Raw genomic sequence first — 21,880 nt, 5'->3', positions numbered from 1 at the left:
TCCGGCTCAGGAACGTTTGATGGACTGCAATTCGGTTAACGTCACAATTTTATCCACCCGGAATTTTTTGCTGGTCAGCCAAGCATCGGCCAACAGCCGGTAGTTTTCCATACTGCGGCAACCGACTCGCACCAGAAAATCAAAATTGCCGCTGACCAGCCAGCAGTCCAGCACCTCCGGCGTATTGCGCATCTCCTGCTCAAACGCCGGTTGGGAATGCCCATGGTCGGCCAGTGCGATCTGCGCCTGAATGACAAACGCATGTTCCGGCTCAGGCAATTCGATAATGGCGCTATAGCCACGAATAATGCCGTCGCGCTCCAACCCACGTACCCGTTCCAGACAAGGGCGAGCGGTCAGATTGACCTGCTCGGACAGCTTTTGATAGGAAATGCGGCCATCCCGGCACAGTATTTCAAGGATCTTTTTGTCGATGCGATCAAGCCGGGCTTTTTTTTCCACAGAGAGGGCGTCCAATGAAAAGTAAACATCATAAGTTACCTGAACATGCGCTGGGTGGGCAGCGCCAAATTACCAGTTTTCATTTCGGCCAGCCGGGTAAAGGGGAAAAGATCTACCTGCAGGCCGGTTTACATGCCGATGAACTGCCCGGCATGCTGGTGTTGCATTATCTTAAAAGATTACTCAGCCAGGCGGAACGGCGTGGGGAACTGCAAAGTGAAATAATCATTGTTCCGGTTGCCAACCCGCCCGGATTGGCTCAGGTGCTGCTCAATGGCGGCGTGGGGCGCTTCGATCTGGTTAGCGGCCGCAACTTCAACCGAGACTTTCCCGACTTGGCACTGCTGTTAAAAAACCAGGACTTCAGTCTCGGAAAGCCCTTACCTCTGCAGGTGCGTGCCGCAATGTGTGACGCGTTACAGGCGCTGCAGGACACCAGCGAAGTCACGGCATTACGTCGCCAATTGCTTCTGCTCGCCTGCGATGCGGATGTGGTTCTGGATCTGCACTGTGATGATCGTGCAATCTTGCATATGTATGCCGATCCCGCCTGGCGTGAACAGGCAGAAGTATTGGCGTGCTTTATGGATATCGGCGCAGTGCTGCTTTCACAAGACAGCGGTGGCGGATCCTTCGACGAGGCTTGCGGCCTGCCTTGGCACCGACTGGCAACGCAGCATGCTGCGCTGAAAGACCTGGCACCCAGCTGTATGGCGGTCACGCTGGAGCTGCGTGGGCAACGGGATATTAGCCACGAGCTGGCCAGCACCGACGCTGAACGTCTCTATCGTTATTTGCAACACCGGGGTGCCGTTACCGGTGAATCCCCCGTAATACCGCAGCGAGACGTGACAATGTTACCCTTCGCCGCCGGGGAGATTGTCACAGCGCCCGCCAGCGGTATTCTGTTGCTGCTGCGCCAGCCGGGGGAGTGGGTAGAGGCAGATGAAGCCGTGGCTGAAATTGTTGACCCGATCACCGATACGGTAAAAGCGGTACGCGCCAAAGCAGGCGGACTTATCTATGCCTGCCGGCAAGCACCTTTTGTCACCCTGGGGGCAGAAGTGATGAAGATTGCCGGAAAGACGCCATACCAGGGTGGCGGTGGGCTGGCGTCTTGACAGAGCTCGAGCAGCCGATATTTATCGCACAAGCACCCGGCTAATTTCCGGGCCATAACCCGTGACCGAAAGTGTCTCTTCTGCCAGTTCCACTACGGCGAAGGGGAGCAAATTGTCGCCATCGACCATGCCTTTTAGGGTGATAAAGTCGGTATTTTCCACCCGTACATAATCACCCAAATGATAATGACCGGCAAAGTATGCACGTACCTGATAGCGGCACAGCAAATCCACCAACGCATCGCAGTTCCACAGATTATGTTCATTGGCCGGTGCTAAGGGGTAGTGCCCAAACACCACAACGGTTTCCCCTTTGCTTTGTGCATCCGCCAGACTGCACGCCAGCCAACGCAGTTGTTCATCACCCACTGCGCCGTTCCAGCTTTGCGCTTGCGGCTGATGCTCGGCACGGATGCGGGCCAGCAGGCACTGTGCCTGCGCGTGTTCATCGCCGTTGGCTTGGTTGCAATACAGGCTGAGGTCGTTACCGTCAATCACGATAAAGCGATAGCCTTTCAGGCTGAACTGGTAATAGTGCTTGGGCAGTGCCAGTACGGGGGATTGCGCTGCCAGATGGCGGGAAATCACATCAGCATCATGGTTACCCATAACCACCGCATGCGGATGACGTAACTGCTGGTATACCGGCAGCAGTTCAGCATAACTGCCCCAGTTATCATCGACTAAATCTCCCAACGTCGCGACAAAGGCCAAGGGCAAGTCATTAAGCTGAGCAATAGCCTGGGTCAGTTTACGCAGGCTGTTACGGTAGTAGCGGTTATATTCCAGGTTGGGATCGGCGTTGGCATATTGCGGATCGGCGATGAGCCCAAAGCGCAGGGTGCCAGGTGCTACGGGGTCGCAGGAAAACTGGGGGTGTTGGTAAAGCGAACTGACCTGACCCAGGGCCAGTGACTGTGCTGCGGTGAGGTGTGTAGTCATGGGTTACCTGCTCAGCGCTAGCGAATGCCGGCGCGCATAAAGGATTGAACAAACTGACGTTGAAACACTAAAAACAGCACTAATAACGGCACAGAGGTCATCAACGTCGCGGCACCGATCAACGCCCATTGCACGCCTTGCTCCGGTGCCGAAAACAGCTGTAGCCCCACGGTCAGCGGCCGTACATTGACCGAGTCGGTAATGACCAGCGGCCAGAGGAAATCATTCCAGTGAAAGCTGATTGAGACCAAGGCAAACGCGACATATACCGGTTTTGCCAGCGGAATATAAATACGGCGCAAGATGTAAAACCGGCTGGCACCCTCGACAATGGCCGCTTCTTCCAGCACCAGCGGGATGCTTTTAAACGTTTGTCGTAACAGGAAAATGGCGAATGCTGAGGCAAAATAAGGCAGGGCAATCCCCAAAAGGGTATCGCGCAGCCCCAAGGCGCCAATGGTCTGGTAGTTATTCAGGATCAGTACATCGGGGCTGATCATCAACTGCAAGAGCACCAGGGCGAACAGGATGCCCGCACCTTTGAGCCGGAACCGTACCAGCGCATAGGCTGCCATGGTGGCCAGTATCAGTTGGAAGAAAACAATCAGCAGTACCAGCGAAACGGTGTTGAGGAAATAGCGTCCAAACGGGGCGGCATGCCAGGCATTGATAAAGTTTTGGGTGGTCAATGGGGCAAAAAGTGAAAACCCGCCTTGATCGGCTGCGGGATGAATCGCCACCCAGGTCGCGACCAGGATCGGGAAGACCCACAGCAGGGCAGCCCCCCAGGTCAGTAAATTCCAGCCAATACGGCGTAATGAGCCGGTTTGTGCCGGCGCGGCAGTGAGGGAAAGGCTCATTGATAGTGGGCTCGCTTATCCAGCAAATTGAATTTAACCAACGCAATAGAGGCCAGAATGACCAGCAGCACGACGGTCATTGCCGAGGCATACGGCAGATCCCAATAGCTGAACGCCGTACGGTAGATGTAGAACAGCAGCAGGCTGGTGCTGTTGTCCGGCCCTCCGTTGGTCATGGCGATCACTTGATCGACAATGCGGAAAGCATTCATTGAGGCGTTGATCAGGATAAACAGCGTGGTGGGCATCAGCAGCGGCCACTGGATCCGTCTAAAGAAGTAGCTGCGGGAAGCACCTTCAATCTCGGCGGCCTCAGCCAGTTTGGGATCAATCTGCTGTAGCGCGGCCAGATAAAAAATCATAAAGAAACCAGCTTCACGCCACACCGACACGGCCATCAGGCAATACAGTGCAGAGTCCGGATCGCCCATCCAGTTCACCGCCGGCAACGAAAACAGCGCCAACAATTGATTCAATAATCCCACCTGCGGTGTATAGAAAAACAACCACAGATTGGCGATGGCGACCATCGGCAGCAGCGATGGAATAAAGAAGGCGGCGCGGGCAAGTGCGGTGCCGCGCATGCGCCGATTTACCGCCAAGGCCATCAGTAGTGCTAACCCAACGGCCAGCGGAATGGTGATTGCCGCATACAACAGGTTATTGCGTAAGGCCAGGATGAAGGTCTCGTCGTCCAGCAATGCACGGTAGTTTTCCAGCCCAACGAATTGGGCCGGTTGGTTATTGTGCGCTGCGCTGAATACACTTTCCCACACCGTAGCCAGCGCCGGGTAGTGGGTAAAAGTAATCAGGAAAACCAATGCCGGCAGTACCAACAAATAGCCATAAAGCTGTAAAGAGAAACGCTTATGGCGTGCGGCGGGCAAAGCAGAGTGCGATATGGTCATGCCGGCCCCGGTTATTGGTAACGTTTCAACAGGCGGTCAGCCTGTTTTTGCGCGCTGTCTAACGCCTGCGCCGGGGTTTTGCCTTGCGTCACAGCGGCCTCTACGGCGCGGTTCAGTAATTCCTGAATTTGCACGCTGTTATAGGTTGATAGCTCCGGTTGTGAATACTTCAACTGCTCACGCGCGACGGTCGCTTGCGGGACCTTGACGGCATAGTCTTTCATGGTCGCAGTTTCCCAGGCGGCCGGTGAGGTGGCGACATAGCCCGTGGCGATGCTCCAGCGGGCAGCTTGTTCTGGCGCAGAAAGCCAGCGCATAAAGGTCACTGCGGCTTTTTGTTGTGCCGGGCTGGTCCCTTTGAACAGGTACAGGTTGCCGCCGCCGGTTGGGCTACCGCGCTGCGTTTTCTCTGGCAGCATGGCGACCCCAAATGGGAACTTGGCATTTTCACGTACGGTGGTCAGGTTGCCGGTCGTGGTAACCATCATCGCGGTTTTGCCGTCGATAAAGTCCTGCGGGGTGGTGCTCCAGGTAATGGCTCCCTTTGGCGATACTTGATATTTCTGTGCCAAATCGGTCAACCAGGTCAGTGCTTCAACGTTAGCCGGGGTATTGAAGGTCACGGCCGTTCCCTTGCCGTTATCCAAATGGCTGCCATTGGTGGCGGCAATCCCCTGGAAGGTCCAGTAACCAATCGGGGTCGACGGGATTTCAATCCCCCATTGCTTAACGTCGTTGCCGTTGCGGACGACCAGTTTCTGACCGAAATCAACCACCTGTTGCCAGTTGGCTGGCGGGGTATCACCATTGAGCCCCGCTTTCTGAAAGGCCTGTTTATTCCAATACAACACCACGGTGGAACGTTGGAAGGGAATGCTCCAAACCTTACCCTGAATTTTGCGAATAAACGCCGGGTAGAAACCGTCGATCCAGGCTTTGCCCGCTTCATCATTTGCCAAATCACTGACCGGTAAAATGGCACCTGCGTCGATCAATGAATAGGCTTCAATATCGCCAATCACGGCGATTTGCGGAGCATTGCCGCCGCGGAAAGCGGTCAGTGCCTTGGTGACCGTGGTGGCGTAGTCACCGGTATACACGGGTTGAATACTGATATCGGGGTGCAGCTTCTCGAAATCAGCCACTAGCCCTTCAACGGTATGGCTAATTTTTCCGCCGACGGCGATCGGGTAGTACATTTGCAGCTTCACGGCATCTGCCGCCAGAGCAGAAACAGAAACGCCAGCCAATAACAGCACGGCAGCGCTTAATGTGGATAAACGGATAGAGACGGACATGGTTTTCCCCTGAAATAAAATGGTGCTTTTGATTATTGAATTGCGTATTGGTGTGTCACGGGCTGAAAGGCGTGTTCCATCTGGTGGCAACGCTCACCACTGTGGGTTGAAAATAGATACTGCGCCGCCTCTGCCCATTGCAGGCCAACCAGGCTGCCCTCAGTAAAATGCTGCATACCGGGTATTTTCACCGTGATTTGCCCCTGAACCGCAGGCAGATGGCAAACGGCGAGCGTATCGGCGCCCATATATTCAGCACTGAGGATCTGGCAGGTGAGGTTGCCGTTGCCAGGTGCGCAGAGACGAATATCTTCGGCGCGGATGCCTAAACTCAACGCGTCCTCCTGGTTGCTGAACACCACGGGCAGTGGGGCGTTACCAATATGGTATCCGCTGCCTTTGCGTGTTAATGGGACGATGTTCATCGGTGGCGCGCCAATAAACTGTGCGGCGAAAATGCTGGCTGGGTTGTTATATAAATTGTCCGGCGTGTCGTGCTGCTCAATGCGACCATCGTTCAGCAGAATGATTTTGTCCGCCATGCTCATGGCTTCAGTTTGATCATGGGTGACATACAGCATGGTCAAACCCAGCTTGCGCTGCAGCGCACGAATTTCTCGGCGCATGCTCTGACGCAGCTTGGCATCCAGGTTGGATAAGGGTTCGTCCATCAGACACAGTTTGTTTTGAGCTATCACCGCACGGCCTAATGCCACACGCTGTTGCTGCCCACCAGAAAGCTGAGCCGGCAGGCGATCCAGCAGCGGCTCCAACTCCATCAGCTTACTGATCTCTGCTAATCGAGCGGCAAAGTGCTGCTTGTCTTCGCCCCGAGCCCGCAGGCCAAACAGCAGATTCTCACGCACGCTGAGGTGCGGGAATAACGCATAAGACTGGAAAACCATTGACAGTTTACGTTGTGACGGCGGCAGGGCCGTCACGTCACGTTGCTGGATCTGAATGATGCCGCTGTCCGCGTTCTCTAACCCGGCCAGTGTACGCAGCAGGGTTGATTTTCCGCAGCCGGAAGGTCCCAGCAGGGCAACAAAATCACCTTCCTGTACGTCAAAACTGATGTTATCCAGCGCGGTTTTGTCGCCCCAGGTTTTCTTGATGTTATTAAGTGATAAATAGCTCATGGCGCTTCTTAACGTGGCGTGTTCAACCCACCCTAGCTGCCGCGTATTTATCTGGTATGAATAATTAATGACAGTTGTATGTCGCCCGGTGCAAACCCCCAGGCAGGAAAGATGGCTTGCTCGCCGCCGTCCATGTTAAATTTAACAGGGAGACTCCGTAGCCCCTGATGACAAAGAGAATTTAACATGATGAACGGCTATTTTTGTTCCATTGCGATGGGCGTTTCAGTCGGGTGTATGCTGACCAGGGGGGGTGACATGGCTATGTCACTACGGGAGGGTGAATATCATCGATAATCACGCTGAGCCTGAGCCGTCAGTGACTAAGCGCACAGCCAAACCACGCCGCCCGCACGGACGGTGGGTTTACTATATTCTGCATGAAGATATTCTGTGGCCTTGCCCGGTTAAGTGGGAGTGGGAAAGCAGTTTTCATGCCTGGCTGCCTTTCTACTATTCACCGACGCTGGAGTTTGTGGCCGGTAACCCAGCCAAGGCGACAAAGATCACGAAAACCAAGCGTTAATCTTTATTTTCGCTTAAGAACCCCGTTTATCGCGTTTGCTACCCGCATTATTTAACCCTCTGTTTTTAAACAAACAGCCCGTACCTTGCCCTCAGCAATGACAGTAACTACATTAACAACTGTACTTTCAACGTAACCTGAGAGGATATGTCCTATGAAAGCTGCCGTAGTCACCAAAAACCACAGTGTAGATATTCAGGAAAAACAGCTTCGCCCACTGAAACACGGCGAAGCGGCACTCAAGATGGAGTGTTGTGGGGTGTGTCATACCGATCTTCATGTCAAGGATGGGGATTTCGGTGAGGTACCCGGCATCACCTTAGGCCATGAAGGGGTTGGTGTTGTCACCTCGGTGGGCGAAGGCGTGACCTCGTTAAAAGTGGGGGACCGAGCCAGCGTTGCCTGGTTCTACCAGGGCTGTGGCCACTGTGAATATTGCGTCAATGGCAACGAAACCCTGTGTCGTTCGGTCAAAAATGCCGGTTACAGCGTCGATGGCGGCATGGCAGAGGAATGCATCGTAGTGGCAGATTACGCCGTCAAGGTACCTGATGGCCTGGACTCCTTTGCCGCCAGCAGCATTACCTGTGCTGGGGTCACCACCTATAAAGCGGTGAAGATTTCCGACATCAAACCTGGGCAGTGGATCGCAATTTACGGTTTGGGCGGTTTGGGTAACCTGGCATTGCAGTACGCCAAAAATGTGTTTAACGCCAAAGTGATCGCCATTGACGTTAACCAAGGGCAGTTGGATTTCGCAAAAGAGATTGGTGCAGATCTTGTGATCAACTCTAAAACCGAAAACGCCGAAGAGATTATTCAGCAAAAAGTCGGCGGTGCTCATGCCGCCGTGGTCACTGCCGTGGCGCGTTCAGCCTTCAACTCAGCCGTGAATGCCGTCCGCGCCGGGGGCAAAGTGGTCGCCGTGGGGCTGCCGCCGGAGAGTATGGATCTGAGCATTCCGCGCCTGGTGCTGGATGGTATTCAGGTCGTGGGATCGCTGGTGGGAACGCGGGAAGATCTTAAAGAGGCTTTCCAGTTTGCCGCCGAAGGCAAGGTGACGCCGAAAGTCACGAAAAGACCGCTGGGGGATATCAACACGATCTTCGAAGAGATGAAGTCAGGCACCATTCGTGGCCGTATGGTTATCGATCTTTCCGCGTCTTAATGCAATAAGTCAACGGAAGGGGTAATGCTTGTCGGTCGCGGCGGGCAAGCATTATTTTAAACAGGATCTCACTTTAAAAGCAGCCGGCTCCCGCCGTTCTCAATCACTCGGACGCGCAACCCGATCAATTCCGTCCACCACTGTCTCAAAAAGCGAAGGCGGCAGATCATGCCCCATTCCATCGATAAGCATAAACGTCGAGTCCTGAATTGAAGAGGCGGTGTCTCTCCCACAGGCTGCAGGTATTAGCGCATCGTCGGCACCATGTACAATCAATGATGGGACGGTGATCTTGGCTAACAGCGGCCGTAGATCGCCAGCAGCGACGATCGCCCCCATCTGTCGACCTACACTGGATGGGTCATAGACACGCTTGGTTTCCTCCAGAATCAGGGTTCGATGGTACTCTTCGTCAAATGGATATCCAGGGCTTGCTATCCGTCGTGCAAAAGCGAGTTTGTGTGCCAGAAAACCGGCTTCATCTCGCCGTGGATCGGGGGCTGGCTTAGTCAACATCGCCATCACTTCTGGTGAGGCTGATGGAAGATTCGGATTCCCCGTGCTGGACATGATCGAAGTTAACGACAAAACCCGCTGCGGATATTCACTAGCGGCAATCTGAGCAATCATGCCCCCCATTGATCTGCCGACGAGGTGCGCGCGAGGGATCCCGAGTGCATCAAGCAGTCCCATTGCGTCGTTGGCCATGTCGAACAGTGTGTAAGGCACATTTGGCCGTTGCCCGGCCGAGTGAGAAGCCGCCAACGCAGCGAAATCAGGTGCAGGGTGGTCTGTAAAATGTGATGAGCAACCCGCATCACGATTGTCGAAGCGAATCACTCGATAACCTTTTGCTACCAGACGTTCACAAAATAACACCGGCCAGCGGATCATTTGTGTTCCAAGACCGGCAAGTAAAAGCACGGTGTCGGCATGGTTATCGCCGAAGCTATCGCAACTCAGATTGATGCCATTTACGTTGAAAGTGATCATTTGCCCGTCCAGATTTGAAACATCCTGGATGTCTGCACCCAGGATTTACGATGCAGACGTCATTTAGGGTTCAGTGGAATTGCTTCATACCACGTCGAAGGCCGCCAAACTCAATGCGTAATTGCGAATGTCGGAAGGCCACTCGACAGTAAGCTGGATGAATTTCTCTGAGTCACCAGCGAACAATGCGCGCGAACTTTCTTCGAAGCCGGCCATGTTGCCTGCCATTGTCGACATGAACTGGTAAGCACGTTCCTGCGTCCTGCGTTTATCATCACGATCCACCGTGTTGCGCCTGGCTTCTTCAACCAGTTTGCGTAAAGCGACAGAGGCTCCCCCCGGTTGCGTTGACAACCAATCCCAATGGCGAGGAAGTAGCGTGACCTCCCGTGGGATCACGCCGAGCTTTGGCCTGCCACGCCCACGTGGCTGAGGCGAGGATTGCGCATTTTCGACTGAGTCAGATTGATGATCTTTGGTTAACCGTGCGATCGCTTCCGCGTCCGTTCCACGGATATCAACCTCTTGGACACGGCCTGTCCGGTCATCAAAGATCAATACCGGCTCAGTGGAACCCGACGCTATAGCCCGCTTTACAGCCAGCACGTTGGTTTCGAGGTTGCCACAGGCAATGCGTTTTAAGCCGTCAAAGCTGGTAAAGGAGGGGGAGTCTACCGTTGTCATGGCGATATCGTCAGAATGTCAATGTCGCATAATTATATCCGGGTAAAATTAAATATCAATTAATACCCGGATAAAATTTAGACGCGGCTTGGTTACCGACGAGGTTGGTCGCCCTTGAAGGCACCAAACGCGGGAAGATACACAAGTACAGATTGCAAGGGACCACGCCTTGGGCCCCTTGCACGGTCAAAGTCTACTAGCTATATAGCAACTAACGTATGGGCATTCGACAACAAATTAAAACAGCCCGAGTGGTTTGGAATCGTAGCTGACCAACAGATTTTTCACCTGCTGATAATGCGACAGTGCCACTTTGTGGGTTTCGCGGCCGACGCCCGAGTTTTTATACCCCCCGAAGGCAGCGTGCGCAGGGTAGAGATGGTAACAGTTAGTCCATACGCGCCCGGCCTTAATAGCACGCCCCATGCGATAGGCACGGTTGACGTCACGGGTCCACAGGCCGGCACCCAGCCCGAACTCACTGTCGTTTGCCAGCGCCAGCGCTTCGGCTTCATCTTTAAAGGTCGTCACGCCGATCACAGGCCCGAAGATCTCCTCGCGGAAGAAACGCATGCTGTTATTACCGGTAATCAGCGTGGGTTGAAGATAGAAACCGCTCTGCAACGTCTGTTCATGGCTGGCGCGCTCACCACCGGCAATGATTTTCCCCCCTTCATTTTTGGCGATCTCAATATAAGAGAGGATCTTGTCAAACTGCTGTTGAGACGCCTGTGCACCAATCATGGTGTCGGTATCAAAAGGGTCACCCTGACGAATCGTGGTGATTCGGGCCAACACTTTTTCCATAAATTGCGGGTAGATCGATTCCTGGATCAGTGCGCGTGAAGGGCAGGTGCAGACTTCACCCTGGTTAAAGAAGCCGAGGATCAGCCCTTCAACGGCCTTGTCGATAAACTCCGGTTCGGCCTGCATGATGTCTTCAAAGAAGATGTTAGGCGACTTGCCGCCCAGCTCCACGGTACTGGGGATGATGTTTTCAGCCGCGCAGGCGAGAATATGCCTACCCACCGGCGTTGAACCGGTAAAGGCGATTTTATCGATGCGTTTGCTGGTCGCCAGTGCCTCGCCGGCTTCTTTCCCAAAGCCTTGAACCACGTTGAGCACCCCAGGTGGCAGCAGATCGCCAATCATTTCCAGCAGAACACAGATGCTGAGTGGGGTCTGTTCTGCGGGCTTGAGTACGACGCAGTTGCCGGCAGCCAGCGCAGGGGCCAGTTTCCAGGCAGCCATCAGTAACGGGAAGTTCCAGGGGATAATCTGTCCAACCACGCCCAGTGGTTCATAAATATGGTAGGCCACGGTATTTTGGTCGATCTCAGCGGCAGTCCCTTCTTGCGCACGCAGGCAACCGGCAAAATAGCGGAAATGGTCAATCGCCAGGGGGATATCAGCATTAAGCGTTTCGCGAATTGGCTTACCGTTATCCCAGCTTTCAGTCAGCGCCAGCAATTCTAGCTGCGACGCCATGCGATCGGCGATTGCCAGTAACACGTTGGAACGTTCCTGTACGCTGGCTTTGCCCCAGGTTTCAGCCGCGGCATGTGCGGCATCCAGCGCCAGTTCGATATCTTTTGCATCTGAGCGCGGAAATTCGGCGACGGTTTGGCCTGTCATTGGGGAGGTGTCGGTGAAGTAGTTGCCTGAAACGGGTTCGACAAATTTGCCGCCGATATAATTGCCATAGCGTTTTTTGAAAGAAACCAACGAGCCAGGTAAACCAGGATGAACGTATTTCATGTAAACACCTCTCATGAGAACTGACACTGTAGGGTTGACGCCTGGATGCATGACGCCATCGCAGAAACCATAAGCATTACCTATGCCACTTTGTGCTTATTCGGTAGCCATAAAATATAAAAATGTTTAATATCATCTAATTAAAAACAGAAAATACCTGCTTTGGGCAATAAAACCGCTGTCTTATTATTCATTTCTATTATTTTTTGTGTTCCACGTCGCAACGCATGGGACACATTTGTGATACATAAATGCAACACTTTATTTGGCGGGAGTTGGGTATGTTGCATAAAGACCAGACCACCCAGACCGGGTTTGACTCTGACAGTGATAATCTGTCTCTCCCCAGCCGACTTTCAGAATCCTGGCTACGTAGCCAACACTATGGCTTGAGCCGGGCTGACGATCTGGTGCCTTTTGTTCGGCCTGCGTTGCTCAATGAAGTGCGTGGGCAAAACGGCTGGGTTGCACAACTGGCACAGCCGCTGATCGCGCGTTTAGGCAACGAAATTAACCGGCAACCCTCAATTGTGGTGGTCTCTGATGCCAGCGGGTTGGTGTTGGAAACCTGTGGGAATACTGACTTTCTGCATAAGGCGTCACGCATTTCTCTGGCCCCGGGCAATTTATGGGGGGAACAGGAGCGTGGCACCAATGCCATTGGTACGGCACTGGCGCTGGGGAGCCAGTGTGAAGTCAACGGTGATGAACACTTCCTTAATCAGAATGCAGGGCTTTATTGTTCCGCCGCGCCGATCTACCGCCCCAACGGCGTGATAGCCGGGGTGCTGGATATCTCGACACCGGCGCAGCGCCCGTATAATGATGCGCACTCACTGATTTTACAGGCGGTCAGGCACATTGAGCACCAGTGGGTGACAAGTAGCGTGACGTCTCAACATTGGACGCTGCGCCTGCACAGTGACGCACGTGTTCTCGGCAGTGCACACGAACTGATACTGGTGTTCCACGACGACGTCCTAACCGCCGCCAACCGGCTGGCGATGCAAGAATTTAATCTCTCGGTGGCTTCTTTCGGCACGCTAGACTTTGCCTCACTGTTCCCGGATATGTCACGCCAGGCGATGAATGCGCCACATCAGACGCTGGCAATCAATAATCGCCACTATTACTCCTTGTTGCAGATGCCGGAAAGGCATTCACAGGGGGTTAAGCCGCTGGCACCGCCTTTTGATCGCGATGGGGCTGACAGGCAGAAAGCGTTACGCATTCTCAATGCCGGCCTGGCGCTGTGCATTCGGGGGGAAACCGGCTGCGGCAAGGAGTATTTCAGCCAACGGTTGTTTGAGGAAAGTCGGCGTCGGCAGGGGCATTTTGTGGCGATTAACTGTGCGGCACTGCCTGAAAGCTTGATTGAATCCGAACTATTTGGCTATGCGCCGGGGGCGTTTACCGGTGCCAATTCAAAAGGATACCTGGGCAAGATCAGAGAAGCCGACGGTGGCGTATTGTTCCTGGATGAAATTGGCGATATGCCATTAGGCTTACAAACCCGGCTGTTACGTGTTCTACAGGAAAAAACGGTTACGCCGCTCGGCAGCCACATGTCCTATGCGGTGGATTTTTCACTGATCTGCGCCACCCATCAGGATCTGGACCAGCAGGTTGCGGCGGGGGCCTTCCGCGAAGACTTGCTGTACCGCATCCAGGAATTCAGCTTACGCATATTGCCGCTACGTGAACGGGCACACGTGGATCGTTTTATTCTTAACCTTTGGCGCGAACTGGGGGGCGAGCAGCGTGGTATCACGTTGGCGCCTGATGCCGTCGCGGCGCTGGCGCGTTATCCGTGGCCGGGGAATGTGCGGCAGTTGTTGAGCACGCTCAAGGTGCTGTTGGCACTGACCGATGATGGCAGCATGATTACACTCGACGATCTGCCTGAACCGTTCAGCGTCGTCCCCTCATTCAGTACGGAGACTCAGTCGGCACCGCAGGACATGCTCGACGCCATCAGAAATGCCAACGGTAACATCAGCCAGGCGGCGAAGCGGTTGGGGGTATCACGCAGTACGCTTTATCGCAAAATGGAGAAAAGCAGGGGACGTGTGGCTGACTGAGGGTAACCAAGGCCCACAGATTGGGCCTTGGTCTTGAAACTATTTGTCCCCCAACCCCAGTGGGTTAATTTCAGAATGTTCGATTTTCTCGTCGCTTTCCGCCCAACGATCCAGCACTTTCAGGTAGCTGCCATTGGCAATCGCACTATTGAGTGACGCTTGCACGGCATCAACCAACCCATTGCCTTTCTTTACCGTGACCGCAATGTTCGCGCTGCGTGGCCACCCGCCAGGCACGATGCCAACCAGTGTGGTTTTGCCGTTCAACTTCGCCTGATAAGCGCCGGACACGTTGGGCCCAAAGGTCGCATCCGCCCGGCCAGATTGAATGGCCAGCGTCGCGGCGGCCTTGTCAGTAACATAAATTGGCTGCAGGGCTGGCAGCCCTTTGGCCTGGTTCTCCTTATCCCAGGCCAGCAGCACGGCTTCCTGATTGGTTCCTGAATCCACGATGATCTTTTTGCCGGCAATATCCGGTGCCGATTTTATCGAGGTGATTTTACTGCCGGACTTCACATAGAAGCCCAGCGTATCCTGGCGATAGGTGGCAAAGTCGAACTTGGTTTTACGCTCCTGAGTCACGGTAATGTTATAAATCGCCACATCGTATTTTCCTGAGGTGACGCCCAGTGGCCAATCCTCCCAAGACGTCGGTACCAGTTTGAGTTTCAGTCCCAGCCCATCAGCAACCAGCCGTGCGATATCCGACTCACTGCCAATCACCGTTTTATTGTCACGTGCGTATAACCCAAAGGGCGGGCCGCTGCCCAAAATTGATACCGCAACGGTCAACGTACCGGGTTCGACGAATGTAAACCCGGACGGGATTTTGGCTATAGCCTCAGGGCTTTTCGCCGTATTAATGGGCGTTTCGTTGGCGACCAAATCAATGCCCGGCGCGGCATTAGCCAGCGCGGAAAGGCTCAGGAGTGCCGCCGCTGCGGTGAGTTTTGCGCTATACATCATCATGATTACCTGCATTATTATGTTGTTGGGGCGGTCAATGCACTATCCTTTAAGCCGTTAAATCTGTGAACGAACAAAATTGGCTAACTAATTTTAGAAATGCGACGTTGGTGCCGTCCTTAAATACAAAAAGGAGGCCAAGGCCTCCTTTTTCAGCAACACCGTCGTTGCGGTTTTTTGGGTTATTCAAGAGACAACGTTGATGTACGGATCAAACCAGAAGTAACCCATGGATTTACCACTGTTATACACCACGAATTCCAGCCCGTAGTTCAGGAGGCCAATAGAATCTGCTATATCGAACGTAACATAGGGGTTGTAGATGCGTGGTGTCGAAGGGGTTCCGTCCTGACCCGCCAGCACGCCACCATCCTTCCAGTATGAGGTGAAGGGAGCATTATCGTCGGCCCACTGAGGCTGTGTGGCAGCATAATCAAACCCATATGCGTCCGCATGCCTTTCCATAAACGCAGGTAAATCGAGAGGTTTATTTTCTCCAAGTATATTAATCTGCGTATCAGGATCGGTCGGTTCACCTGTCACAAAAGTCTTCACTTGTGCTCCGTCTTTCCAGCTGTGTGCGATAAACCTAACCGGGGCAATAATGATATTTTGTCGACGACCCAAATCTTCCAGCCAGATCTGTATCTGTTCTTCCTGCGAGACCGGCACAGGATAATCCCCATCGTGGGACGTCGATGGACCGTTATTTTGGCTAACAAGCATAACGGGATGTGCGACCGCCACAGGGTTATCGAAGCTCCCCCCCGTAGAAGGCAGGGTACTAATATCAACAGTAAAAATTATCTGTGTTCTCATTGATCTCTGTATGAACACATCCCGTTTGAAAGGTTGCCAATGTGCTGACATTGACGACGGCAGTTACCGTTCATCTGTTATTGCCATTACTCAGACGGCCTCGCAAACTTTCAGCATTCACCCTTTTACAAAATAGTTAATATTTATCAGCACATATCGTTTATCACGATCTGAAGCTGACGTGCTTTGTCGCATACTTGAACACGAACTACTGTGAAAGGTATTTTTCGGCGTGATTATCCACATGATTAAAATGAGAGTAATCAACAAGTCATTCCGAAAGGCATTCTCTATCAGTGGTTTATTAATGATAATAAATTGTCTCTCGCAATAAAATGCGAGGAAATAACCATCGATAATAAAATGATGGTTATTGAAAGATAGAGTAGGCGTGTTGGAACAGCAATAACGAAAGTTAAATATAATTCATTTGCTCGACATAAAAATAATTAGAGTGAAAAGAATAAAAACAACACTTATTTTACGTGAAATTATTTCAACCTTCGTTAAGTAACGCCCTGAAAATTTATATCTATAGACAAGTGCAACCGTAGTGCGAGCATACTCCATTGTTATTAATGGTTTTTTTATTAATTCTGAATGATTGGAGAGGAAAGGGTTGGATGTTCTTATTTATGCGTGGATTTTCCAGTCTGTTGTTTTTCTGGCGTATTATGGTCGGAGGTGATTTGTTGTCTTTTTTGTTGCCGTGGCTAATTATTAAGAAATGGAACGAGAGTGAGTGATCAAATACCACTATCAACGGTGTTAAGTATTATGCTGCCCACATTTTTATATGCGATCTTTATTTTCATTAAAATATACATTGGGGTAGGTGATAGCCCAATGATAATAATATCTTTGCGCGGCGAGAGGGGCCGCCCGGTATCATTGACCGGGCTATATTTATTCGTTTACAGGTTTAAAGTGGCATGTTGCTGCAGCATATTGAGTACCTTTGGTGCCTCAACGGCCTGGCTAAAAAGAAATCCCTGACCCAGGTGATAGCCTGAGTTACACAACGTCTGGCGTTGCTGCTCGGTCTCGATGCCTTCTGCAATGATGTCGATCGACAATTTTTGTCCCAGGATCCCCATGCTTTCCACGATGCCCAGAATGGCCGGTTCGTGATTCATACGCCGGATGAAATCGCGGTCCAGTTTAATGCAGTCCAGAGGGTAGTCCATGAGATGTGTAAAGGAGGAGTGCCCGGTACCGAAGTCATCGAGCGATATTCTGACCCCCATTTCCTTGAGCATCTGCAATGCGCGCAATACATACTTCGAACCGTGTTTGTTGAAGGCATGTTCGGTGACTTCCAGCTCGATCAGGTGATGCGGAATGTGGAACATCTGCAAACGTCTCAGGAAGGTTTCAGCGTAGTTATCACGTAAAAACTCGATGGGGGACGCGTTTAACGACACCGGCAAAACATCGACACCCGAGGCCAGCCAACCCGACATATCGGCAAACACCTTCATCTGCATGGTTTCACTGAGTTTGGTGGCCAATTCGTAATCGTTAAACGCCTCACTGACCGTGTCAGGCATCTGCATGCCCTTTAACGGACAATACCAGCGCAGCAAGGCTTCAAATCCAATGATCGCGCCATTGCTCAAGCTGACCTTGGGTTGATAACTGGGGCGGATCTGATTATTACGGACAATTTGGCGCGCGTGATTGAGCTGTGCTGCACGCTCCTTTGCCTTATCCATCATTTTTTGATTAAACATATAAACGCCACCGCGGCCACCGTCTTTGAGTTCGTACAGGGCGGTATCGGCGCATTTCATCAGTTCCGACGCATCACGCGCGTCTTGAGGGTAGATCGCACAGCCGATGCTCATGCCGCAATGCAGTGCCTTACCCCCATGCGTGATCGGTGATTCAAGCTGCATTAAAAAGGTATTGGCGATCTTGAAAATATCTTGTTCGTTTTCGACGTCGCTAATCACTATCGCAAATTCATCGCCCCCTAAGCGGGAGACGAAAGAGTTATTGTTTAGGTATGCCGTTAATCGGCGCGATAAGACGCGCAAAAGATGATCACCTGCAGCGTGCCCGAGGGTATCGTTAACCAGCTTAAAGTGGTCGAGGTCCAATAAAATCAATCCCAGAGACGTGTTTTTGCTCAGGGCCTGTTTCATTTCATGTTTTAATTTCCGCTTGAATAAGCGTCTATTGGGTAAACCGGTCAATTCGTCATATTCACTGGCGATCAGCAAACGTTTCTCAGCTATTCTCTGTGAGGTTACATCGCGCGAAACGCATAATATATTTTGTATCTGCTCATCTTCGCCGAAAACGGGGCTAAGGATATTATCCCAATGCTGAAGCGCGCCAGTTGGTGAGGCACTGAGTCCGGCGAATCGGGCGCTTTTTCCGTTTAAAACTTTACGCAGTGCCTTTCTGCCACGGTTGCGTACTTCGGGTTGCAACAGATCCAACCAAGGCATGCCAAATTGTTGTGGGTTCTCATCCAGGCCCAAAGCGATGCTGCCTGCTTTGTTCATATGCAGTACCGAACCGTCATTATTAATGACCTTGATACAGTCGACGCTGGCGTCGAGCATATTCTTTTGTGCTGCCAGTGTTTCCGTCGTTAATTGCTTTTTCAGCATTTTTTCATGGATATCGGTGCAGCTAAGATACCAATGCATCTGCGCAGAATCCCGATCTTGCTTTGCACCAAACGACAGTAAAAACCAACGATACTCACCGTTGTCATTGCGCAGCCTGGCTTCCTGTACGAATGAATCGGCGTTGAGCATGGCGTGTTGCTGCAGCAGAGCAATGTGGGCGTATTCGTCGACGTGCAGCGCTTCTAACCAGCCGACGTCATTGTGATCAAAGGAAGAAAGACCGGTATATTCACACCACAATGCATTGAAATGTCCGCCGAGCCCCTTACCAACGCCAATGAGATTGGGTAAACCATTGAAGATATCATAAGCGATATCAACAGGATGAATTTCATCGCTGTGCTCGGGTAAAACATTCATCTGTCATTTCCTCTAAAAGCTGCCCGACATTTACGCTAAAAGAAACCATTTTTATAATATTGTAGTCAGCGGCAAATCGTTATGTAGCCTAGTCTGCGCGATAAAAAGCCGCCAGAGAGAATGAGATATAATTCAGAGCAACACAGTAGGAATACTCTCGTATTTACGCGTTAAATGACGTCCGCTTATTGAGTCTCATTCGTCATTAAATATCGCGAATCGGCAGGGACTGGATATAAAAAAGCCCCCGCGGTCAGGCGGGGGCTGGACATTATCCTGCGCGCTGAAATTTATTTATCTAACGCATAGGCAATGACGTAGTCGCCACGATCGGGTGACTGACGTGCGCCACCGGCGGAAATCACAATGTACTGCTTGCCGGTGGTCGGTGAAATATAGCTCATTGGTGTACCGCCGCTGCCAACGGGCAGGCGCGCTTTCCATACTTCTTCACCTGTTGAAGAGTCAAACGCCCGCAGGTAGTAATCCTGAGTGCCGGCAATGAAGACCAGGCCGCCTTGGGTCGCCAGGGTGCCCCCCAGCGTTGGCATACCCACCGGCATTTGCGCCCGCATCTTGATACCGAACGGCCCCGTGTCCTGAACGGTCCCGGCGGGAACTTGCCAAACCACTTTTTGCGTTTTCAGATCGATCGCAGACAGGGTACCGAATGGCGGTTTTTGGCACGGGATGCCCAGTGGGGACATAAAGCGGTTTTTGTTTACGCCGTACGGCGTGCCTTTCAGCGGAACAGCCCCCATTCCTGTGTTGACTGATTCACCGCCATTACTGGCCGGCGTATTGGCATCGGTTTTCTGCGGGATCATCTGCACCCACAGGCCCAATCGCATGTCGTTGGCGAAGATATAATGGTTGTTAGGATCAGTCGACAACCCTCCCCAGTTCATGCCACCCAACGAGCCAGGGAAGCTGAGTGAGATATCGGTATCCGGTGCAGTGAAGAGACCGTCATAGCGCATGGATTTGAAACTGATGCGGCACATCAGTTGATCGAACGGCGTTGCGCCCCACATATCCGACTCGGTTAACTTTTCATTGCCAATCTGCGGCATGCCGACTGAGAAGGGTTGGGTGGCTGAGTATTGTTCACCGGGAATGGTGCGCGTTTTTACTGGCAGCTCTTTGACTTCTGTCAGGGGTTTGCCGGTAAGGCGATCCAGAACGAAAATTTGGCCGGTTTTCGCGCCAATCACGACGGCAGGTTTGGTGGTGCCATCCTTCATTGGGAAGTCGATCAGGCTTGGCTGCATCGGCAGGTCGAAATCCCACAGGTCATTATGGACGGTCTGATAAACCCATTTCTCTTTGCCGGTAGTGGCATCAAGCGCCAGGATAGAGGCACCGTATTTGTGATCCAATGCGTTACGGTTCGCACCCCACAGGTCAACGGAAGAGCTCCCCATTGGCAGGAACACGGTGTTCATCGCAGGATCATAGGACATCGGTGCCCAAGAGTTCGGCGTACTGCGCACAAAGGTCTGGCCCGGTTTCAATACCGAATTTGGATCTTTGTTGCCTGGGTCGAACGCCCAGCGCATTTCACCCGTGATCACGTCGAAACCGCGCAACACGCCGCCAGGCATATCAGTTTGCACGTTATCGGCCACGCGACCACCGACCACAATGGTCGTGCCTGCCAACGTTGGCGCAGAGGTGAGCTGGTATTTTGGATCAGCGGCATCGCCCAGGCCCGCTTTCAGGTCGACCACGCCTTGGTTGCCGAAATGTTGGCAGTATTCGCCGTTATCAGCATTGATTGCCACTAAACGAGCATCGATGGTGTTCATCAGAATACGACGCTGACAGCTATCACCGGCTGCCAGGATGGCCGGGATCGCAGGCGTTGAACCTGGAACGGTTGGCTGTGGCAGCGGTTTTGTAACATCAAAATACGCCAGTCCGCGGCAACGGTTCCAGACCTGGGATTTTGCATTGACTTCGCGCGTCCAGATCGCTTTACCGCTGTCAGCATCGACGGCAATCACGTTGTTATGCGGCGTACACAGGAAAATGCGGTTGCCGATTTGCAGCGGGGTTTGCTGATCTTCTGCGCCATTGCCGTCCGGGCTTAACGGAATGTCACCCGTATGGAAGGTCCAGGCAACGTGTAATGCTTTTACGTTGTCGCGGGTGATTTGGTCCAGCGCCACGAAACGGCTACCGCCCGGCGTGTTGCCGTAGTTGTCCCAGTCTTTCTGCTGTTTGGCTTTATCCACGGGGATTAACGGCAGCTGTTTACCGCTGAAAGCGACGGTAGGGTGTGGCTGGAACATCTGTACGAAGGTGCCAACCATGCCAACCGCCAGTACGGCACTGAACAGGTAGGACGGTGTGGCCAGCGGGGCTTTACCTTCCGATTTACGCAGCGCAGGCCAGCTCAAGAAGGCCAGAAGCATTAAACCGGTAGGCACCATAAGCCGTGATACCAACGGCCAGAAATCAAAACCGGCATCGACCACTGACCAAATCAGCGTGCCAATGAAAACCAGCAAGAACAGCATCACCGCCGAAGATTTGCGACGGAAGAATTGCACGGCCGAAAGCAGGGTGACAATGCCAGCGATCAGGAAGTAGCTACTGCCGCCCAGTGAGACTAGCTTGCCACCGGCAATGGCAAAGAACAGACCGACGACAGTAAGAATTATCCCTAATAAACAGCATGATAGTTTAAGTTTTATACCCGGCCGGGTATTTGATTCAGGCATAGCGAGCAAACTCCAAGATAATGTTTTTTTCATGTTTACCCCGAGTGATCCCGACCTTGCTGTTCCCTGGTGGAATGAGAGCAGAGTGTAAATCAAACGATGGAATGTCCATATTGTACCATTTGATTCATTATGAGGTTAAGAATATGTTGCCCGATAACTCAGACCTTAGCCCGAATTGCAACAATTGATGCGGCTGAGCGCGACCGGGCTCCAGTGATCGACTCACTGTCAATGGGGGTGTTCTAGACGGGAAATATAATAATAAACCATGTAAATAAAATGGATAATGGAAATTGTGGGTATTTAACAGGCTCGTAATTATATTTTTCTATTATTGAACCTTTGTAATACCATTGGATAGCTTTTTGGTTTCTTTAGTTACATAAGGTTAGAAATCTTAATAAGATACGTTAACATTACTATT

17 protein-coding genes are annotated in these 21,880 nt (G+C 52.3%); 4 read left to right on the top strand and 13 right to left on the bottom strand.

Annotated elements, in window-relative coordinates; all coding sequences use genetic code 11:
- Nucleotides 1-6: 6 nt before the first annotated feature.
- On the bottom strand, nt 7-462 hold the full coding sequence (locus ACI2J2_RS05720) for an Lrp/AsnC family transcriptional regulator (protein ID WP_209633353.1): 456 nt from the start codon (nt 460-462) through the stop codon (nt 7-9).
- Nucleotides 463-476: 14 nt separating this feature from the next.
- Between ACI2J2_RS05720 and ACI2J2_RS05715 the strand changes: the two genes are divergently transcribed.
- On the top strand, nt 477-1,583 hold the full coding sequence (locus ACI2J2_RS05715) for a succinylglutamate desuccinylase/aspartoacylase family protein (protein ID WP_404759630.1): 1,107 nt from the start codon (nt 477-479) through the stop codon (nt 1,581-1,583).
- Nucleotides 1,584-1,604: 21 nt separating this feature from the next.
- Here ACI2J2_RS05715 and ACI2J2_RS05710 read toward each other — a convergent pair whose 3' ends face one another.
- From ACI2J2_RS05710 to ACI2J2_RS05690, 5 genes are read right to left on the bottom strand one after another with little or no spacing between them, the layout of a single operon-like run.
- A complete protein-coding gene (locus ACI2J2_RS05710; protein WP_404759629.1) occupies nt 1,605-2,525 on the bottom strand; it encodes a metallophosphoesterase in 921 nt (306 codons plus the stop codon).
- A 17-nt stretch (nt 2,526-2,542) separates the two neighbouring features.
- Nucleotides 2,543-3,385: a carbohydrate ABC transporter permease gene (locus ACI2J2_RS05705; protein ID WP_209633363.1), complete on the bottom strand. Its 843-nt coding sequence runs from the start codon at nt 3,383-3,385 to the stop codon at nt 2,543-2,545.
- Nucleotides 3,382-4,293: a carbohydrate ABC transporter permease gene (locus tag ACI2J2_RS05700; protein ID WP_404759628.1), complete on the bottom strand. Its 912-nt coding sequence runs from the start codon at nt 4,291-4,293 to the stop codon at nt 3,382-3,384. Before ACI2J2_RS05700 ends, ACI2J2_RS05705 begins: the two co-directional genes overlap by 4 nt.
- A gap of 11 nt (nt 4,294-4,304) precedes the next feature.
- Entirely contained in the window at nt 4,305-5,591 is a 1,287-nt protein-coding gene (locus ACI2J2_RS05695) for an ABC transporter substrate-binding protein (RefSeq protein WP_404759627.1), read from the bottom strand.
- 32 nt (nt 5,592-5,623) lie between these two features.
- Nucleotides 5,624-6,730, bottom strand: coding sequence for an ABC transporter ATP-binding protein (locus tag ACI2J2_RS05690; protein ID WP_209633369.1), 1,107 nt, complete (start codon nt 6,728-6,730; stop codon nt 5,624-5,626).
- 319 nt (nt 6,731-7,049) lie between these two features.
- Between ACI2J2_RS05690 and ACI2J2_RS05685 the strand changes: the two genes are divergently transcribed.
- Nucleotides 7,050-7,256: a hypothetical protein gene (locus ACI2J2_RS05685; protein ID WP_209633371.1), complete on the top strand. Its 207-nt coding sequence runs from the start codon at nt 7,050-7,052 to the stop codon at nt 7,254-7,256.
- A gap of 154 nt (nt 7,257-7,410) precedes the next feature.
- The gene (adhP, locus tag ACI2J2_RS05680) at nt 7,411-8,424 is read left to right on the top strand and encodes an alcohol dehydrogenase AdhP (protein ID WP_404759626.1); all 1,014 of its coding nucleotides are present in this window, start codon (nt 7,411-7,413) and stop codon (nt 8,422-8,424) included.
- Nucleotides 8,425-8,523: 99 nt separating this feature from the next.
- On the opposite strand, the gene ACI2J2_RS05675 is transcribed toward adhP, so the two are convergent.
- The 3 genes from ACI2J2_RS05675 to ACI2J2_RS05665 all read right to left on the bottom strand — a co-directional run bounded on the left by ACI2J2_RS05675 (nt 8,524) and on the right by ACI2J2_RS05665 (nt 11,859).
- Complete coding sequence (locus ACI2J2_RS05675; protein ID WP_404759625.1) at nt 8,524-9,417, bottom strand: alpha/beta fold hydrolase; 894 nt, start codon at nt 9,415-9,417, stop codon at nt 8,524-8,526.
- Between the two features lie 84 nt (nt 9,418-9,501).
- Nucleotides 9,502-10,101, bottom strand: a complete 600-nt coding sequence (locus tag ACI2J2_RS05670; RefSeq protein WP_265556858.1) for a DUF2239 family protein — start codon at nt 10,099-10,101, stop codon at nt 9,502-9,504.
- Between the two features lie 237 nt (nt 10,102-10,338).
- Nucleotides 10,339-11,859, bottom strand: coding sequence for an aldehyde dehydrogenase family protein (locus tag ACI2J2_RS05665; protein WP_265556857.1), 1,521 nt, complete (start codon nt 11,857-11,859; stop codon nt 10,339-10,341).
- A 281-nt stretch (nt 11,860-12,140) separates the two neighbouring features.
- Between ACI2J2_RS05665 and ACI2J2_RS05660 the strand changes: the two genes are divergently transcribed.
- Nucleotides 12,141-13,940, top strand: coding sequence for a sigma-54-dependent Fis family transcriptional regulator (locus ACI2J2_RS05660; protein WP_209633382.1), 1,800 nt, complete (start codon nt 12,141-12,143; stop codon nt 13,938-13,940).
- 39 nt (nt 13,941-13,979) lie between these two features.
- Here ACI2J2_RS05660 and ACI2J2_RS05655 read toward each other — a convergent pair whose 3' ends face one another.
- From ACI2J2_RS05655 to ACI2J2_RS05640, 4 genes are all read right to left on the bottom strand, one after another.
- Nucleotides 13,980-14,906, bottom strand: coding sequence for an ABC transporter substrate-binding protein (locus ACI2J2_RS05655; RefSeq protein ID WP_404760276.1), 927 nt, complete (start codon nt 14,904-14,906; stop codon nt 13,980-13,982).
- A gap of 186 nt (nt 14,907-15,092) precedes the next feature.
- Complete coding sequence (locus ACI2J2_RS05650; protein WP_209633386.1) at nt 15,093-15,725, bottom strand: AidA/PixA family protein; 633 nt, start codon at nt 15,723-15,725, stop codon at nt 15,093-15,095.
- A 914-nt stretch (nt 15,726-16,639) separates the two neighbouring features.
- Nucleotides 16,640-18,727, bottom strand: a complete 2,088-nt coding sequence (locus tag ACI2J2_RS05645; protein WP_404759624.1) for a putative bifunctional diguanylate cyclase/phosphodiesterase — start codon at nt 18,725-18,727, stop codon at nt 16,640-16,642.
- Between the two features lie 290 nt (nt 18,728-19,017).
- Entirely contained in the window at nt 19,018-21,453 is a 2,436-nt protein-coding gene (locus tag ACI2J2_RS05640; RefSeq protein ID WP_404759623.1) for a glucose/quinate/shikimate family membrane-bound PQQ-dependent dehydrogenase, read from the bottom strand.
- Nucleotides 21,454-21,880 lie beyond the last annotated feature (427 nt).

It is taken from the genome of Serratia sp. NPDC087055, from assembly GCF_044900985.1.
GTDB lineage: Bacteria > Pseudomonadota > Gammaproteobacteria > Enterobacterales > Enterobacteriaceae > Serratia.
Note: the sequence above shows the minus strand (reverse complement) of the source record. Positions and strands in the feature narration are given on the sequence as shown.

What these genes read in the sequence shown, in the direction of transcription:
- ACI2J2_RS05675 (WP_404759625.1), bottom strand. Translation starts at nt 9,417, where the DNA reads ATGATCACTTTCAACGTAAATGGCATCAATCTGAGTTGCGATAGCTTC.
- ACI2J2_RS05665 (WP_265556857.1), bottom strand. Translation starts at nt 11,859, where the DNA reads ATGAAATACGTTCATCCTGGTTTACCTGGCTCGTTGGTTTCTTTCAAA.
- ACI2J2_RS05670 (WP_265556858.1), bottom strand. Translation starts at nt 10,101, where the DNA reads ATGACAACGGTAGACTCCCCCTCCTTTACCAGCTTTGACGGCTTAAAA.
- ACI2J2_RS05695 (WP_404759627.1), bottom strand. Translation starts at nt 5,591, where the DNA reads ATGTCCGTCTCTATCCGTTTATCCACATTAAGCGCTGCCGTGCTGTTA.
- ACI2J2_RS05650 (WP_209633386.1), bottom strand. Translation starts at nt 15,725, where the DNA reads ATGAGAACACAGATAATTTTTACTGTTGATATTAGTACCCTGCCTTCT.
- ACI2J2_RS05640 (WP_404759623.1), bottom strand. Translation starts at nt 21,453, where the DNA reads ATGCCTGAATCAAATACCCGGCCGGGTATAAAACTTAAACTATCATGC.
- ACI2J2_RS05655 (WP_404760276.1), bottom strand. Translation starts at nt 14,906, where the DNA reads ATGATGTATAGCGCAAAACTCACCGCAGCGGCGGCACTCCTGAGCCTT.
- ACI2J2_RS05660 (WP_209633382.1), top strand. Translation starts at nt 12,141, where the DNA reads ATGTTGCATAAAGACCAGACCACCCAGACCGGGTTTGACTCTGACAGT.
- ACI2J2_RS05700 (WP_404759628.1), bottom strand. Translation starts at nt 4,293, where the DNA reads ATGACCATATCGCACTCTGCTTTGCCCGCCGCACGCCATAAGCGTTTC.
- ACI2J2_RS05645 (WP_404759624.1), bottom strand. Translation starts at nt 18,727, where the DNA reads ATGAATGTTTTACCCGAGCACAGCGATGAAATTCATCCTGTTGATATC.
- ACI2J2_RS05690 (WP_209633369.1), bottom strand. Translation starts at nt 6,730, where the DNA reads ATGAGCTATTTATCACTTAATAACATCAAGAAAACCTGGGGCGACAAA.
- adhP (WP_404759626.1), top strand. Translation starts at nt 7,411, where the DNA reads ATGAAAGCTGCCGTAGTCACCAAAAACCACAGTGTAGATATTCAGGAA.
- ACI2J2_RS05715 (WP_404759630.1), top strand. Translation starts at nt 477, where the DNA reads ATGAAAAGTAAACATCATAAGTTACCTGAACATGCGCTGGGTGGGCAG.
- ACI2J2_RS05710 (WP_404759629.1), bottom strand. Translation starts at nt 2,525, where the DNA reads ATGACTACACACCTCACCGCAGCACAGTCACTGGCCCTGGGTCAGGTC.
- ACI2J2_RS05705 (WP_209633363.1), bottom strand. Translation starts at nt 3,385, where the DNA reads ATGAGCCTTTCCCTCACTGCCGCGCCGGCACAAACCGGCTCATTACGC.